Origin of the sequence: Rhodanobacter umsongensis (genome assembly GCF_042654965.1) — a bacterium.
GTDB lineage: Bacteria > Pseudomonadota > Gammaproteobacteria > Xanthomonadales > Rhodanobacteraceae > Rhodanobacter > Rhodanobacter umsongensis.
On record NZ_JBHSMK010000007.1, the window covers coordinates 26247 to 42619 of the forward strand.

Consider the following 16373-nt stretch of genomic DNA (forward strand, 5'->3'; position numbering starts at 1 on the left):
GGAAAACCGCGCTTCGCCGAGATGGGCAAAGCCGTCGCGCGGTGACCGGCATGCGGTCATCGCAGGGCGTCTTCGTTGCGGTCGCCCAGCACCGCCGACAGGACCTGCGGCATGTCGTCCTCGCGACGGCTCAACCACGGCTGCTCGCGATACCAGCCGCTCAATTGCCAGCCGCGCAGGCGATGCCGCTGGTTGCTCTCGCGATCCCACAAGACAATGCCGCGGTCGCCCGCCAGGCGCGCGGCGAACCAGCGCCCGGCCGGACTGAACGCGGCCTGCGGAGCGACGCCGTCGATCCTGCTGCCATCGGCAAAGAAGTGACTGCCTGCGCGAAAGTCCACGCGGCCGCCGGAGGGATCGATCAAGCCGTCTTCCGCCCGCCGCCACACCGGCGCCTGCAGCTCGATGATTTCCGCGGCGGGACCGATCGGCGCCCGCGCCAGCTCGGGCCATTCGGCCGCGTCCGGTGCCGGCGGTGCGCGGCGCAGATCCCGATCGAGCCACGCTTCGAGCCCTGCGAGCAGGGTGTAACCGGCCAGGGCGCCCAACAAGGCCGCGCCCCAGGCGAACGCATCGCCACCCAGGGTCCGCTGCGAGGCAAAGAGCACGCCGGGCAAACCCCAGCGCATCGCCCTCCGGATCAGCACGACGTGCTCGTCGGCGAACCGGTGCTGCAGCAGCGAGACAACCGCGGCCAGCGCCAGCAGCAGTGGCAGGCCCAGCCACCATGGCAACAGCGCCAGCAGCGCGAGCCAGGCCAGCCCCGGCAGCATGGTCTTCCACGCAGGCCAGCGCGCGGCAGCCACGACTCAGCCGCGCATCACGCGGGGTACGATCAGCCGCACCACACGCGCGCGTTGCGGAACATGCGCATCCACGGCGAATCCTCACCCCACTGTTCCGGATGCCAGCTCAGCTGCACGCTGCGGAACACGCGCTCGGGGTGCGGCATCATGATCGTCACGCGCCCGTCGGCGGCGGTGAAACCGGCCAGACCACCGGGCGAGCCGTTGGTGTTCAGCGGGAAGTTCTCCGTCGGCTTGCCGCGGTTGTCGACGAAACGCACCGCGCCGTTGGACTTGGACGGGCTGCACACCTGCGGAAAACTGACCCGGCCTTCGCCGTGCGCCACCGCCACCGGAATCCGCGAGCCGGCCATGCCCTTGAAGAACAGGCTCGGCGAATCGAGGATCTCCAGCGTGACCAGCCGCGACTCGTACTGCTCCGATGCGTTGCGCAGGAACTTCGGCCAGTGCTGCGCGCCGGGGATGATCTCCTTCAGCTGCGCCAGCATCTGGCAACCGTTGCACACGCCCAGCGCGAACTTCGTCGGGTCGGCGAAGAACGCGCTGAACTCGGCGCGCAGATAGTCGTTGTACAGGATCGAGGTGGCCCAGCCGCGGCCGGCACCGAGCACGTCGCCGTAGGAAAAACCGCCGCAGGCCGCGAAGCCGCGGAAGTCCGCCAGCCGGATCCGCCCGCTGGCGAGATCGGACATGTGCACGTCCACCGCATCGAAACCGGCGCGGGTGAACGCAGCCGACATCTCGACCTGGCCGTTGACGCCCTGCTCGCGCAGGACCGCGATGCGCGGGCGTTCGCCTTTGCCGATGAACGGCGCGGCGACATCCTGCGCCGGATCGAACGTGAGCTTCGGCGTGATGCCGGGGTCGGCGTCGTCCAGCCGCCACTCCGACTCGGCGTCGGCGGTGAGCGGGTTGTCACGCAGGCGCTGCATCGCGTAGCTGGTTTCGTTCCACGCCTTGAACAACGTGGTCCAGTTCCACTTGAACAAGGTGTCGTCGCCCAGGAACAGCTTGATGCCGAGCTTCTCCTTCGGCCGGCCGATGCGATAGGTGATGCCGGCCAGGCCGTACTTGACCAGCAGCGCCTCGAACGCCTCGCGGTTCGCCTCGGCCACCTGCACCACCGCACCGAGCTCCTCGTTGAACAGCGCGCGCAGCGTCGCCTCGGCCCAGCCGTCCAGATGGATTTCCAGCCCACAATGGCCGGCGAACGCCATCTCCAGCAAGGTGGTGATGACGCCGCCGTCGGAGCGGTCGTGATAGGCCAGCAGCAAGCCGCCCGCGTTCGCCTCCTGGATCAGATCGAACAGCGCCTTCAGCCGCTTCGCATCTTCCAGATCCGGCGGCACGCCGCCGGTGCGGTTGAACACCTGGGTCAAGGCGGAGCCACCCAGGCGGTCGCGCCCGGCGCCGAGGTCGACCAGCCACAGCATCGAGGTCCCGCGATCGAGCTTGAGCTGCGGCGTGAGCGTGCGGCGCACGTCGCCGACGCGGGCAAAGCCGGTGATCACCAGCGATACGGGCGACACCGTGCGCTGCGGCGTCTCGCCGTCGTGCCACTCGGTCTGCATCGACAGCGAGTCCTTGCCGACCGGGATCGAGATGTCCAGTTGCGGGCACAGCTCCATGCCGATCGCCTTGACCGCATCGAACAGCGCGGCGTCTTCGCCGGGATGGTTGACCGCGGCCATCCAGTTCGCCGACAGACGGATTTCGCCGAGGTTGGCGATCGGTGCCGCGGCGAGATTGGTGATTGCCTCGCCGACTGCCAGCCGAGCCGCGTCGGCGCTGTTGAGCAGCGCCACCGGCGCACGCTCGGCCATCGCCATCGCCTCGCCGGCGTAGCCGTCGAAGTCCGCCATGGTCACCGCGCAGTCGGCCACCGGCACCTGCCACGGGCCGACCATCGGGTCGCGATGATTGAGGCCGCCGACGGTGCGGTCGCCGATGGTGATCAGGAAGCTCTTGCTGCCCACCGTGGGCAGGCGCAGCACGCGCAGCAACGCCTCGTCCATGCCGATGCCGGTGAGGTCGGGCACCAGGTCGATGCGCGGCTTGATCCGCTTCGCGTCGCGATGCATCCGCGGCGGCTTGCCGAACAGCACGTCCATCGGCAGGTCGATCACGGTCAGATCGCGGCGTGGATCGGCCAGCACCAACTGGCGCTCGACCGTGGCATCGCCGACCACGGCACAGGGACAGCGTTCGCGCACGCACAGCGCCTGGAACTCGGCCAGGCTTTCCGGGCCGATCGCCAGCACGTAGCGCTCCTGCGATTCGTTGCTCCACACCTGCATCGGCGACAGCGAGGGGTCGTCGCACGGGATCTTCGACAGGTCGATCACGCCGCCCACGCCGGCATCGTTGAGCAGTTCGGGGATCGCGTTGGACAGGCCGCCGGCGCCAACGTCGTGCACGCTGACGATCGGGTTGTTCTCGCCGCGTGCGCAGCAGGCGTCGATCACTTCCTGGCAGCGCCGTTCCATCTCGGCGTTGTCGCGCTGCACCGAGGCGAAGTCGAGCTCGGCACTGGATGCGCCGCCGGCCACCGACGAGGCCGCGCCGCCGCCGAGCCCGATCAGCATCGCCGGGCCACCCAGCACGATCACCTTGTTGCCCGGCTGCACCTTGCGTTTCAACACGTGGCCGGCGCGCAGGTTGGCGAGGCCGCCGGCCAGCATGATCGGCTTGTCGTAGCCACGGCGCAGGCCGGCTTCGCCGGTCTCATGCTCGTAGCTGCGGAAATAGCCGCCCAGGCACGGCCGGCCGAATTCGTTGTTGAACGCGGCGGCGCCGAGCGGCCCATCGCGCATGATCTCGAACGCGCTGGCCATGCGCGGCGGCAGCGGACGTTCCACTTCCCACGGTTGCGGATGGCCGGGAATGCGCAGGTCGGACACCGAGAAGCCGGTGAGCCCGGCCTTCGGCTTGCCGCCGCGGCCGGTGGCGCCCTCGTCGCGGATCTCGCCGCCGGCACCGGTGGCCGCACCCGGCCATGGCGCGATCGCGGTGGGATGGTTGTGCGTCTCCACCTTGATCGCGAAGTCGATGCGCTCCTCGTGGCCGCGCCATACGCCATCGACCGGATCGGCGAAGAAGCGCTTGCCGACGCTGCCCTCGATCACCGCCGCGTTGTCCGAATAGGCGGACAGCGTATGCGCGGGCGAATGCTGATGGGTGTGCTTGATCATGCCGAACAGGGTCTTGTCCTGCTCCGCGCCGTCGACGGTCCAGCTGGCGTTGAACACCTTGTGCCGGCAATGCTCCGAGTTCGCCTGGGCGAACATGAAGAGTTCGGCATCGCTCGGGTCACGGCCCAGTTCGGCATAACGCGCGGCCAGGTATTCGATCTCGTCGTCGGCCAACGCCAGGCCCAGCCGTGCATTCGCCGCGGCCAGGGCCGCCTGCGGATCGGCTCCGAGCGCGACATGCATCAGGTCGCCCGGCGATCCGGCCAGGAACAGCCCTTGCGCGTCTTCGATGCGTGTCAGCACCGACTGCGTCATCGCGTCGTGCAGTACCGCCATGATGGCCGCGTGGTCCGGCGCCTCGGCCGGCGGCAGGCCAGCCACCAGCCAGGCCAGTCCGCGTTCCACCCTGCGGATGTCGGAGCCGGGTACGCCGAAACCGGCACCATGCAGGATGTCGGTGGCCTTGCTCGACCACGGCGAAATCGTGCCGAGCCGCGGCACCACCCACAACGTCGCCGGTTCGGGAACGGCATCTTTCGCTTCCAGGACAGCCAGCAGACGCTGACGCGGCACGCCACTGGGCGCCACGTCGGTGTCGATGAAGTAGACGAACCACGACGCCTGCACCCGCACACCGCGATGCAGGGCATCGAGGCGGGCATTCAGACGTTCGAGACGAAACGGCGAGAGGGCGCTCTGCCCGTCGAGTGCGATCATGCGGGGAAGGGCTGCTATGCGAAGGAAACGCCTATTCTAGCCGATGCTGCAATACGGCATGACCGCCAGCCCGAACCCGCCCCGCACCGCCGTTCCGGGCCTGATGAAACCTCAGCCGCCCTTCTGCAGCGCCCGCAGCAGCTGTTCCGGGGTGACGTAGCCGCCGAGCGTGCTGCCGTCCGGCCCGATGATCATCGGCGTGCCGGTGACGCCCAGCTTCACGCCCAGGTTGAACTGGTCCTTGACCGGATTGGCGCACGTCGCCGGCGCCGGCGCATGGCCTTCCTTCGCCGCGGTGAATGCGGCCTTGCGGTCGCTGGCGCACCAAACCGACACCATCTCGGTATAGGTCGGCGTGGGCCGTCCGGAGGTGGTGGTCAGGCCCTCGCGCGGCCAAGCCAGGTATTCCACCGCAATGCCTTCCTTGTTGAACGCCGCAACGTGCTGGTGCAGCGCGCGGCAGAAACCGCAGTTGACGTCGGTGAACACGCTGATGGTGTATTTCGGATGCGGCGGCGCGAACACGATGCGCTGGGACGCCGGCACCTTGGCCAACTCCTCCTTGCGGAAGCGGCTCCAGGCCGCATCGCTGACGTTCTGGTGCCGACTCAGGTCGATGACGTCCCCATGCATCAGGTACTTGCCATCGGTGCTGACATAGATCATCTGGCCCGCCGCGATGACCTGATAAAAGCCCGGTATCGGCGCCGCCTCGATCGAATCGATCTGGATATCTGCCGCCAGTCCCTTGACCGCCTGCCGCACCATCTGCTCGGCGGCCGGGGTGACCGTGGCGCCGGCGACGGGCGCGGCACCGGCTTGGGCGGCAACCGCGCCGGACGAAAGGCCACCAATGCACAACGCCAGCAACAGCTTCTTCAACATGCCAACCTCGTCAGGAATCGATCCGCGCGCACGCTGCGGGCGCAGGACCACATTCTCGCACAGGCGGCTGAACGCTCTGCGGCACCGTGAAAGGCGAGTGCCGCGGCCGCCGGCCACGGACGTGAACCGCGCCTCGGTTCAATGGTAGATTTCCCCGATCCCGGACGGCGGAAACGGTTCACCCAGCCCCCGCCAGCCGGCACACCCACAGCTCGATCCGACAGGCGGACCCATCTTGATCATTTGCGCTCCCCATGTCCTGACCGCCGAAGAACTCGGCGCCATCCACAACGAACTCCATGTCGCTTCATTCGTCGATGGCGCCAGCACGGCCGGCTGGTCCGCACGCGACGTCAAGAAGAACCTGCAGGTCGCCATGAACACCGAAAGCCTGACGAAGCTGCAGGATGTCGTGCGCGCCGCTTTTCTCCGCAATGCAAAATTGCAGGCGGCGATCCTGCCATTCGCGGTGACGCAGCCGCTATTCAATCGTTATGACATAGGCATGACATATGGCCTGCATGTCGATGCCGCCGTCATGGGCGGCCTGGGCAATTCGGTGCGCAGCGACATCGCGATCACCGTATTCCTGTCCGACCCGAAAACCTATGACGGCGGTGAGCTGGTCGTAAATGCCAATGGCATGGAGTGCGGATTCAAACTGGAGGCCGGATCGGCCGTTGCCTACCCGGCCAACTCCCTGCACCAGGTCACTCCTGTCACGCGGGGTGCCCGCCATGCCGCCGTGATCTGGGTGCAGAGCCAGGTGCGCGATGCCAGCAGGCGCGAACTGCTGTGGGACCTGGACAACGCCAAACGGCAGATCTTCGCCAGCGAAGGCAAAGGCGCCACGTTCGATGCCATCAGCAGGTCGCATGCGAACCTGCTGCGCATGTGGGCCGACGTATAGGCCGGACCGTCGCCGGCGGGTCGCGGCGACAGATGCCTTGTAGTTGCACCGGGCGCGGGCGGCAGTGGCGATTGTCCGCCAGGATGTTCCCTAGCCGCGAGGGTGATGCTGCGCATGCAGCCGCTTCAGGCCTTCCTTCGCCACCAGCGTGTAGATCTGGGTGGTGCTGAGCGAGCTGTGGCCAAGCAGCATCTGCAGGGCGCGCAGGTCGGCGCCGTGGTTGAGCAGATGGGTGGCGAAGGAGTGACGCAGCACGTGCGGCGAGATGCGTTTCGGATTGATGCCGACCTTCAGCGCATAGCGTTTCACCAGGGTCCAGAACATCTGCCGGCTCATGCCTTCGCCGCGCTTGCTGAGGAAAAGCGCCGTCGGCTGGCGGCCTTTCGCCAGCGCCGGCCGCGCCTCGACCATGTACGCACCGATGCGCGCCAGAGCTTCCTCGCCGACGGGCACCAGGCGGTCCTTGCCGCCCTTGCCGGTGATGCGCAGCACGCCCTGGCGGGTGTTCAGCGCGGCCAGCGGCAGCTCGACCAGCTCGGACACGCGCAACCCGCTGGCGTACATCAGTTCCAGCATGGCGCGATCGCGCAGGCCCAGGGTCGTGGTGATGTCGGGCACATGGAGCAGGCTTTCGATCTCGCGTTCGGCCAGCGCCTTGGGCAGGCTGCGCGGCGTCCTGGGGCGTTCGATCAGCAGGGTCGGATCGGCAAAGCCCGGCTCGGCGCGCGCGAGGAAAGCGTAGTAGCGACGAAACGCCGACTGCCGCCGCGCCATCGAACGCACCGCCACCGACCGTGCGCCGTGATACGCGGAGATGTCCTCGCGCTGCGCGCTGTGCAGGGTTCGGCTGCGACCGGCCAGCCACGCCGCCAGTGCCTCGAGATCGCGGCGATACGCATCCAGCGTGCGATCGGCCAGGCCGTCCTCCGACCACACCCGTTCCAGAAAGCCGCTTATGCTCAGCCGGTCGGCTTCGGCGATACTGTCGCGCTTTTCTTCCTTTTCCATGCGCACGATGCTGGGCATTGCGCGCGCACTACGCAAGCGACGACTACCGATGCCCGCGACCCTCGCCACCACCGATCTCCCGTCCCCGTTGTGGCGCCGCCTGCTGGCGCTGGTCTATGACCTGCTGATCGTGGTGGCGATCGTGATGGTGGTGGGCCTGCTGTGCCAGCTGGCCACCGGCGGTCAGCTGATCCACACCGCAGGCAAGACGGTCGTGCCGGTTTGGTACCAGCTGCTGCAGGCGCTGGTGGTGATGGCGTACTTCGTCAGTTCGTGGCGACGCGGCGGGCAGACGGTGGGCATGCGCCCCTGGCACATCCGGGTCACCCGCGAAGACGGTGGTACGCCGTCCATGCAGCAGGCGCTGATTCGCGCGCTGGTCGCGGCAGCGCCGCTGGTGCTGTTGATGCTGGAGCCGGTACTCGGTATGAGGCCCACGTTATGGACCTTGCTGGGCGTGTGGGCCGGCTGGTTTGCGGTGGCGCTGTTCGATCCGCGTCGTCGCGCGCTGCATGATTTTGCCGCGCATACCGAGATCCGCCTGCTGGGTTGACCGGCCGCTTCACACTTTGCTCAGCGCTTAGAGGATCCAATCCGCCGATGTCCCAGCCACGCCCCGCGGAAAGCCGCAGCGACGCCGAACTGATCCGCACCAACCGCGGCTTCTACGAATCGCTGTGGTCCCAGGCGAAGCTGATCGGCCCCGAGCGCTTCAACACCTGGCCGCTGCTGCGCGAACTGGCCGCCGCCGCGCCGCGCCGACTGGAAGTGGCGCCCGGCTTGCGTCCGCGATTGCCGCTGGACGGCACCTGTTTCGTCGACCTCAGCCGCGCCGCCCTGCGTCGCCTGCACGCGAGCGGCGCCCATGCCGTGCACGGCATGATCGGCGCCCTGCCCTGCGCGGACGCCAGCTTCGAGCTGATCTGCGCGCTCGACATTCTCGAACATGTTGCCGATGACGACAGCGCGCTGGCCGAGCTGGCGCGCGTAGCCACACCCGGTGCCAGCGTGCTGCTGTCGGTGCCGCTGCATCCGGCGGCGTGGACCGCGTTCGACGATTTCGTCGGTCACTGCCGCCGGTACGAGCCCGCGCAGATCATTGCCCGTATGGCGCAACACGGCTTCGTGATCGAACAGAGCGCGGTATACGGCATGCAGCCGAAATCCTCGCGGCTGCTCGACCTCGGGCAGTGGTACCTCACCCATAAACGCGAACGCGCAATGTGGTGGTACAACCGGGTGTTCATGCCGCTGGGCCTGCACTTCCAGAAACCGTTGCGATGGCGCGACGGCCTGGGCGATACGCGGGATGTCGACGAGCTGCTCCTGCGTTGCCGCTTTCGTCCCGGCGCGATGCCAAGTCGCTGATCGCGCCGCGCAGCCATTTTGCGGCGTTGCAACACGGCCGGGGCGAAGGCGCTAAGATGGCTCCTTTCGTCTCCCGGCATTCCCTCCGATGCTTTATCAGATCCACGAATGGCAACGCTCGTTCCTCGGCCCGCTGAGCTACTTCGCGCAGGCGAGCGCGAGCATGCTCAACGACAACAGCAGCCCGTTCGCCAGGCTGCCCGGCGCGCAACGACTGGCGGCCGGCTACGAGCTGGTCCACCGGCTGGGCAAGGATTACGAAAAGCCCGAGTTCGGCATCCATAACGCGACGGCCCACGATCAGGAGATCGCGGTGATCGAGCGGATCGCGCTGGCCAAGCCGTTCTGCCAGCTCAGGCGCTTCAAGCGCTTCAGCGACGATCCGGCCACCATCGAGAAGATGAAGAACGATCCGGTGGTGCTGGTGGTGGCGCCGTTGTCGGGCCACCATGCCACGCTGCTGCGCGACACCGTGCGCACGCTGCTGCGCGATCACAAGGTCTACATCACCGACTGGGTCGATGCGCGCATGGTGCCGATCGATGCCGGCACGTTCGGGCTGGACGACTACGTCGCGTACGTCGAGGAATTCATCCGCCACATCGGCGCACGCCAGCTGCATGTGATCTCGGTGTGCCAGCCGACCGTGCCGGTGCTGGCGGCAGTCTCGCTGATGGCCACACGCGGCGAAGACACGCCGCTCAGTCTCACCATGATGGGTGGCCCGATCGATCCGCGGCGCAGCCCCACCAGCGTCGACAACCTGGCCACCACCCAGCCGCTGTCGTGGTTCCGCGGCAACGTGATCCACACCGTGCCACCGAATTATCCCGGCCGCGGCCGCGAGGTCTATCCCGGCTTCCTGCAGCACGCCGGGTTCATCGCGATGAATCCGGGCCGCCATGTCAATTCGCACTGGGACTTCTACCAGGACCTGTTGCGCGGCGATCTCGACGACGCCGAATCCCACCGCAAGTTCTACGACGAATACAACGCGGTGCTGGACATGCCGGCCAGGTTCTACCTGGACACCATCGAGAAGGTGTTCCAGCAGTTCCTGCTGCCGCGCGGATTGTGGGACGTCGCCGGCGAACGGGTGAATCCCGCGGCGATCACGCGCAGCGCCCTGCTCACCATCGAGGGCGAGCTGGACGACATCTCCGGCCTCGGCCAGACCGAAGCGGCACACGACTTGTGCAGCGGCATCCCGGCCAAACGGCGCGCGCACAACATGATCGAAGGCGCCGGCCACTACGGCATCTTCAGCGGCCGCCGCTGGCGCGAGACGGTTTATCCCCAAGTGCGCGATTTCATCCGCAAGTTTGATCAAGCCGCAAAATAATCGCCCACGGGTACCCGGCGCGTTCCGTCGGTTTCAGCGCGCAAAGCGGTCGCGGCAAGGCGCTCGACCGCTCTGCGCCTGGAGCTAATGCTTCAGGCAAGGCAAAGAGAGTGACTCGGCCTCAACCGAAAGGACGTGGGCGAACAAGACCTCGGCCGCCAGCAGCCGGCACGCCTCAGCCCTGTCTGAAAAACGCTGCGAACGCCTCGACCGTGCGCTCGATGCCGTCATCGTCGATATCGAGATGCGTGACCAGCCGCAGCGTGGGCAGATAGCCGATGCTGATACGGATGCCCGCCGCGCGCAGATGGACGTCCAGCTCGCGCAGGCGCGCGGCGGGCACGTCGATGAAAACCATGTTGGTGTACTGCCCGAGCAGGTCGATACCGGCGATTTCGCGCAGCCGGCCGGCCAGGTATGCCGCCCGGCGGTGATCGTCGGCGAGCCGCGCCACGTGATGATCCAGCGCATGCAGGCCAGCCGCGGCGAGGATGCCGGCCTGCCGCCAGCCGCCGCCGGCGACCTTGCGCCAGCGCCGCGCCTTGTCGATCAGGGTGTGGGAGCCCATCAGCACCGAGCCGACCGGCGCCCCGAGTCCCTTGGACAGGCATATCGACACCGTATCGAAATGCCGCGCGATCTCTCGCGCCGGCACGGCGCAGGCTACCGCTGCGTTGAACAGCCGCGCACCGTCCAGATGCAGGCCGAGGCCGTGCGAACGCGCCACGTCGTGCGCCGCCGCCAGGTAGTCCAGCGGCAGCGTGCGGCCGTGCCAGGTGTTCTCCAGGGCCAGCACGCGGGTACGTGCGAAATGCGGATCGACCGGCTTGATCGCGGCCTCGATGCTTGCCAGCGGCAGTGAGCCGTCGGCCGCCTGCACGATCGGTTGCGGCTGGATCGAGCCGAGCACCGCCGCGCCGCCACCTTCGAACTTGTAGGTATGCGCGTCCATGCCGACCAGGTATTCATCGCCGCGTTCGCAGTGCGCCAGCAACGCCAGCAGATTCGATTGGGTGCCGCTGGGCACGAACAGCCCCGCATCGAAACCAAGCTCGGTCGCCAGCCGCTGCTGCAAGGCATTGACCGTGGGGTCTTCGCCGTAGACGTCGTCGCCGACGTCCGCCGCCAGCATCGCCGCGCGCATCGCGGCCGTCGGCCGGGTCACCGTATCGCTGCGTAGATCAATCACGTGCATCACCGATCCTCTGTCTGTGGAACCTGCCGACGCCTGGCTGCTTCGCCACGTTCGACGCGCTGCGGTCAGGCGATGCGCCGGAAATACAGCCACGCCGCCAGCGCCAATATCGAGGCCGGCAGCAGGTTGGCGAGCAGCGGCGACAGGCCGTAGACCGTGCCGAAGTTGACCATCGCCTGCTGCAGGAAATACCAGGCTATCGCCAGCAACATGCCGATGAACATGCGCTTGCCCAGGCCGCCGGAGCGCAGTGCACCGAACGCGAACGGCATCGCGCACAGCACCAGCACCAGCACGTTCAACGGGTACAGCGCCCGACCCCAGAAGGCCACCGCGTAACTGCCCGCACTTTGTCCGTTGCTTTCCAGATACCGGATGTTGCGACTCAGGTCGCGCATGGACAGGTATTGGGGCTGGATCACCGACTGCGCCAGCACCTGCGAGTTGAGGTTGGACTGCCACGGCTGGCTGGCGATCGTGCTGGCGTGCGTACCCCGCGCATCGAGCGTGGTGCTGCGCACATCGTGCAGGACCCACTGGTTGCCGTCGTGTTCGGCGGTCTTGGCCCATTCGAAGCGATCGAGCTGGCCGTCGTTGCCGAAGGTGAATACGCGCACGTCGCTGAGCTGCACGCTGCTCACGCCATCGTGCTGCTTCAGCGACGTGCCGCGGGCATTGATGATGGTGTTGCCGTCGCGCGCCCACAGCCCGCTGTTGGTGCCCATGCCGAGGTCGCCGGATTTCATCCGCAGCTGCATCGCCTGCGCCTGCTGGTCGCCCCATGGCGCCGCCGTCTCGCCGAGGATCACCACGCCGACGATCAGCACCGCCACCACGCCGACCGCCGAACCCGCGATGCGCAGGCGCGACATGCCCGCCGCACGCAAGGCGGTCAGTTCGCCGGTGCCGGCCAGCCCGCCCAGGCCGAGCAGGCCACCGATCAAGGCGGCATTGCCGAACATCTCGTAGGCGCGCCGTGGAAACGTCACCAGTACATAGACCACCGCATTGCTCAGCGTGTAGCCGTGCTTGCCCACGCTGCCGAGCTGGCGCAGGAACTGGGTCACCGCGTCGAAGCCGGTCAGCACCAGCCACACCATCAGCAGCGAGCCGAGCACGCTCATCGCCACCAGCCGGTCGACCCGCTTGATGTTGAACATGCCGGCGAGAGACAGCGTCATGTCGGCGCACCCGTCTGCAGCTTGCGCGGTCCAGCCGCCTTGCGGGGCGAATACTGCTTCCACAGCATCCAGCCGGCCAGCGCGAGCACCACGGCGTGCAAGGCCCACAAGGGCGCCTCGTTCTGCCAGTGGCCCTTGCCGATCTGCGCACGGCCGAGCGCAAGCAGCAGGTAGTACAGATAGAAGCTGACCACGGCCAGCAACAGGCGGCCATATCTGGGTTCGCGCGGACTCTGGCGCGACAACGGCAAGGCCAGCAGCAACAGCACCAGGGTCAGCGGCGGCGCATTCGCGCGCCAGGCGAACTCGGCGCGGTCAGCCGGGTCGTTCGACTGGGCCAGGGTCCAGCTGCTCTTCGAGTGCGCCGGATCGTCGTCATCGTCGGCCTGCACGCTGGACAACGAGGTGTCGTTGCGCTGGTACTGCATCTGCCGCCAGTTGTCGGCGCCCAGCGGAATCTCGTACTGCCAGCCATCCTTGAATGCGATGAAGCGGCCTTCGCCGTTGCTTTCCTGGTACAGCTCGCCGCTGGCCGCGTTGACGACTTTCAGGCGGGGCGGGCCATCCTTGTCGGCGCTTTCCGTAGCGACGAAAGTCCGCCCCAGCTTGCTGCCGTCGCGGCTCAGGCTGTCGACGAAAATGATGCCGCCCTTGCCCGGCAGGTTGGTGAAGCGCCCCGCGTCCAGTCCGGCCGCGATCACCGAGCGGTTCGCCGCCGCGACCATCGCATCGCTGGTGCGCACCGCCCACGGGCCCAGCCACAGCGACACCAGCGCGGTGATCGTCACCAGCACCACGCCGAGGATCAGCACCGGCCGCAGCAAGCCGCGCGGCCCCATGCCCGAGGATGCCAGCACATGCATCTCGCTCTCGCGGTACATCCGGCCCAGCCCCATCAGCACGCCGATGAAACTGGCCAGCGGCATCATGTTGGTGAGGCCATCGAGCGTGCGCAGGCCCAGCACCTGAAACATCACGCTGGGCGGAAAACTGCCGTTGGCGACCTGCTGCAGCACCTTGGCGAACGCGCTGCCGGCCACGATGACCAGCAGCACCACCACGGTGGCGGCCACGGTCTGCGCCAGCTCGCGCAGGAAATAGCGGTCGAGGATGCTCAGCATGCGATAAACTTGTCCGCTTACCCACCCACGCCCGATCGGCGCGGCAAACCGCAAGTCTAGCCTGTCCGGCCGCTGCCGGGCCCATGCAGGAAACATCCCGATGACACTCCAGTTCAGCCTCGGCACGGCCGCTCCCGAAACCGTCGACGCGGCCTGCGTACTGGTGGGCGTCTACGAAAACGGCGCGCTGACCAGCGCGGCCGAGCGGCTGGACCATGCCGCCGGCGGCCTGATCAAGCGCCAGATGGAAAGTGGCGACATCAGCGGCAAGGCCGGCAGCAGCACGCTGCTTTTTGCACCGGCCGGCGTCGCTGCAAAACGCGTGCTGGTGGTGGGCCTGGGCACCCAGAAGTCGTTCGATGCGGCGCGCTTCCAGAAGGTCAACCTCGAAGCCGCGCGTGCGCTTGGGCGACTGCCGGTGGCCGATGCCGTGTCGTATCTGACCGAGGTGGATGTACCCGGCCGCGACAGCGCGTGGCGCGTGCGCATCGCCGCGCTGGCCAGCGATCATGCAGCCTATCGCTACACCGCCACGTTCAAGCCGCGCGACAAGAGCAAGCAGCCCGAGCTCTCCGCGCTCACGTTTGCAGGCGCCGCTGACGCCCAAGGCGGGCTCGACCAGGCAACGGCGATCGCCGAAGGCGTGCGCTTCGCCCGCGAGCTGGCCAACCTGCCGCCGAACATCTGCAACCCGGCGTACATCGCGGCGCAAGCGCAGGCGTTCGCCGACACACAGGACAAGGTCAGCTGCAGGGTGCTCGATCATGCCGAGATGGAGAAGCTCGGCTTCGGTTCGCTGCTGGCGGTGGCGCGCGGCTCGGTCAACAAGCCGCGACTGATCGCGCTCGAGTACAAGGGCGGCAACGACGGCGACCAGCCGTATGCGTTCGTTGGCAAGGGCGTCACCTTCGACTCCGGCGGCATCAGCCTGAAACCCGGCGCCGGCATGGAGGAGATGAAGTTCGACATGGGCGGCGCGGCCGGCGTGCTCGGCGCGTTCGTGGCGGCGGTGAAGATGGGCGTGAAGCTCAACCTGGTCTGCGTGGTGCCCAGCGTGGAGAACATGCCCGACGGCGACAGCTACCGTCCCAGCGATGTATTGACCAGCCTGTCCGGCCTCACCATCGAAGTGCTCAATACCGATGCCGAAGGCCGACTCATCCTGTGCGATGCGCTGACCTGGACCGCGCAGACGTACAAGCCGCAGGCGCTGGTCGATGCCGCCACGCTCACCGGTGCCTGCGTGGTCGCGCTGGGCAAACACGCCAGCGCCCTGATGAGCAAGCACGACGACCTCGCCGCCGAACTGCTCGCCGCCGGTGAGGCAACCCTCGACCGCGCCTGGCGCCTGCCGCTGTGGGACGACTACCAGACCCAGCTCGACTCCGGCTTCGCCGACGTCGCCAACATCGGCGGCAAGAGCGCCGGTGCGATCACCGCTGCATGCTTCTTGTCGCGCTTCACCGACGGCCAGCGCTGGGCCCACCTGGATATCGCCGGCACCGCCTGGGAGGAAGGCCGCAAGGGCCTGGCCACCGGCCGCCCGGTGGCGTTGCTGGCGCAGTGGCTGCTGGATCGTGCCGGCTGAGCGCACCCAAGGAGCCGACCTGTCATGCCACGTGCCGACTTCTACCTGATCGACAAGCCGCGCTTTCGCGAGCAACCGCTGTTGCTGGTGTGCGAGCTGGCGAAGAAAGCGTTTGCGGCGCAGCAGCCGACGCTGATCCTGACCCGCGACTACGCCCAGGCCGAAGCCGTCGACGAACTGCTGTGGGCATTCGACGAAGACGTGATGATTCCGCATCAACTGGCCGGCGACGACGACGATGCGGACACCGCCGTACTGATCGTGCCGCCGGACATCGCCACGGCCGATCGGCCGTTGCTGATCAACTTGCGCGAGACCTGCCCCGGCGGTCGTTACCAGCGCGTGCTGGAAGTGGTGGCCGCCGATCCAGCCGAACGCGACGGTTCACGCGCGCGCTGGCGCGAATACCAGCGGCTCGGTTTCGAACTGCACAAGAACGACATGTAGCCAGCGGCGTGTCGTTCAGGCCAGCGCGATGGCCGGCGGCGACTCGGCAACGACGGTGCGCGCCAGCGCACTGGCCAATTGCTCGCCGCTGAGCGGTTTGCGCAGGTAGCCATCCATGCCGGCCTCGCGCGCATGGAGTTCGTCGCCGCTGCCGGAACGCGCGGTCACCGCCACGATCGGCAGATGCTGCCCGGCATGCTCGCGCTGGCGGATCAGCCGGGCGATCTGGAAGCCATCGACGCCGGGCAGGTCCAGATCCAGCAGCACCGCGTCGAAACGCGCATGCGCCAGCTCGGCCAGCGCGGCCAGGCCGTTGGCCACATGCACCACCGCGTGTCCCTGCTGCTCCAGCAGGCCGCCGATCACGGCGGCCACGATGGTGTCGTCCTCCACCAGCAGCAACCGGTAGGGGCGGCCTGCCGCATCCGCCGAGGGCCGCGGCGATACCGCCGAGGGCTCGGCGAGCGGCAACCGCACGTGGAAGACACTGCCATGCGCGACGCGCGATTCCAGTTCGATGCTGCCGCCCATCATGTCGACCAGCTCGCGGCAGATCGCCAGGCCCAGCCCGCTGCCGGCGCGCCGCTGCGGACCGTCCGCCTGTTCGAAGCGCT

The 16373-nt window shown here is 67.7% G+C and carries 14 protein-coding genes; 6 read left to right on the plus strand and 8 right to left on the minus strand.

What is annotated here, in order from left to right; genetic code table 11:
• Positions 1-56 precede the first annotated feature (56 nt).
• The 3 genes from ACFPME_RS11840 to ACFPME_RS11850 form a co-directional block, all read right to left on the minus strand.
• The gene (locus ACFPME_RS11840; RefSeq protein WP_377305521.1) at positions 57-773 is read right to left on the minus strand and encodes a hypothetical protein; all 717 of its coding nucleotides are present in this window, start codon (positions 771-773) and stop codon (positions 57-59) included.
• 62 nt (positions 774-835) lie between these two features.
• On the minus strand, positions 836-4714 hold the full coding sequence (purL, locus tag ACFPME_RS11845; RefSeq protein ID WP_377305523.1) for a phosphoribosylformylglycinamidine synthase: 3879 nt from the start codon (positions 4712-4714) through the stop codon (positions 836-838).
• Positions 4715-4825: 111 nt separating this feature from the next.
• A complete protein-coding gene (locus ACFPME_RS11850) occupies positions 4826-5599 on the minus strand; it encodes a DsbC family protein (protein ID WP_377305525.1) in 774 nt (257 codons plus the stop codon).
• A gap of 235 nt (positions 5600-5834) precedes the next feature.
• On the opposite strand from ACFPME_RS11850, the gene ACFPME_RS11855 reads away from it, so the two are divergent.
• Positions 5835-6509, plus strand: coding sequence for a Fe2+-dependent dioxygenase (locus ACFPME_RS11855; protein WP_377305527.1), 675 nt, complete (start codon positions 5835-5837; stop codon positions 6507-6509).
• 90 nt (positions 6510-6599) lie between these two features.
• On the opposite strand, the gene xerD is transcribed toward ACFPME_RS11855, so the two are convergent.
• The gene (gene xerD / locus ACFPME_RS11860) at positions 6600-7517 is read right to left on the minus strand and encodes a site-specific tyrosine recombinase XerD (protein WP_377305529.1); all 918 of its coding nucleotides are present in this window, start codon (positions 7515-7517) and stop codon (positions 6600-6602) included.
• 49 nt (positions 7518-7566) lie between these two features.
• Here xerD and ACFPME_RS11865 point away from each other — a divergent pair, with 49 nt between their 5' ends.
• The 3 genes from ACFPME_RS11865 to ACFPME_RS11875 all read left to right on the plus strand — a co-directional run bounded on the left by ACFPME_RS11865 (position 7567) and on the right by ACFPME_RS11875 (position 10227).
• Positions 7567-8070 carry an RDD family protein gene (locus ACFPME_RS11865; RefSeq protein ID WP_377305531.1) on the plus strand — a complete coding sequence of 168 codons (504 nt, stop codon included), beginning with the start codon at positions 7567-7569 and terminating at the stop codon, positions 8068-8070.
• Between the two features lie 47 nt (positions 8071-8117).
• Positions 8118-8885 (plus strand): class I SAM-dependent methyltransferase, encoded by a 768-nt coding sequence (locus ACFPME_RS11870; RefSeq protein WP_377305533.1) that lies wholly within the window; start codon positions 8118-8120, stop codon positions 8883-8885.
• Between the two features lie 88 nt (positions 8886-8973).
• On the plus strand, positions 8974-10227 hold the full coding sequence (locus ACFPME_RS11875) for a polyhydroxyalkanoate depolymerase (protein ID WP_377305535.1): 1254 nt from the start codon (positions 8974-8976) through the stop codon (positions 10225-10227).
• A gap of 175 nt (positions 10228-10402) precedes the next feature.
• On the opposite strand, the gene ltaE is transcribed toward ACFPME_RS11875, so the two are convergent.
• The 3 genes from ltaE to lptF form a co-directional block, all read right to left on the minus strand.
• Positions 10403-11422, minus strand: a complete 1020-nt coding sequence (gene ltaE, locus ACFPME_RS11880; protein WP_377305537.1) for a low-specificity L-threonine aldolase — start codon at positions 11420-11422, stop codon at positions 10403-10405.
• Between the two features lie 65 nt (positions 11423-11487).
• Positions 11488-12603: an LPS export ABC transporter permease LptG gene (gene lptG, locus ACFPME_RS11885; RefSeq protein ID WP_377305539.1), complete on the minus strand. Its 1116-nt coding sequence runs from the start codon at positions 12601-12603 to the stop codon at positions 11488-11490.
• Positions 12600-13724 carry an LPS export ABC transporter permease LptF gene (gene lptF / locus ACFPME_RS11890; protein ID WP_377305541.1) on the minus strand — a complete coding sequence of 375 codons (1125 nt, stop codon included), beginning with the start codon at positions 13722-13724 and terminating at the stop codon, positions 12600-12602. Before lptF ends, lptG begins: the two co-directional genes overlap by 4 nt.
• 100 nt (positions 13725-13824) lie before the next feature.
• Between lptF and ACFPME_RS11895 the strand changes: the two genes are divergently transcribed.
• Complete coding sequence (locus tag ACFPME_RS11895; protein ID WP_377305543.1) at positions 13825-15312, plus strand: leucyl aminopeptidase; 1488 nt, start codon at positions 13825-13827, stop codon at positions 15310-15312.
• Between the two features lie 24 nt (positions 15313-15336).
• Positions 15337-15759 (plus strand): DNA polymerase III subunit chi, encoded by a 423-nt coding sequence (locus ACFPME_RS11900; protein ID WP_377305546.1) that lies wholly within the window; start codon positions 15337-15339, stop codon positions 15757-15759.
• Positions 15760-15774: 15 nt separating this feature from the next.
• On the opposite strand, the gene ACFPME_RS11905 is transcribed toward ACFPME_RS11900, so the two are convergent.
• The coding region (locus ACFPME_RS11905; protein WP_377305548.1) for an ATP-binding response regulator at positions 15775-16373 on the minus strand (599 nt) is incomplete at its 5' end.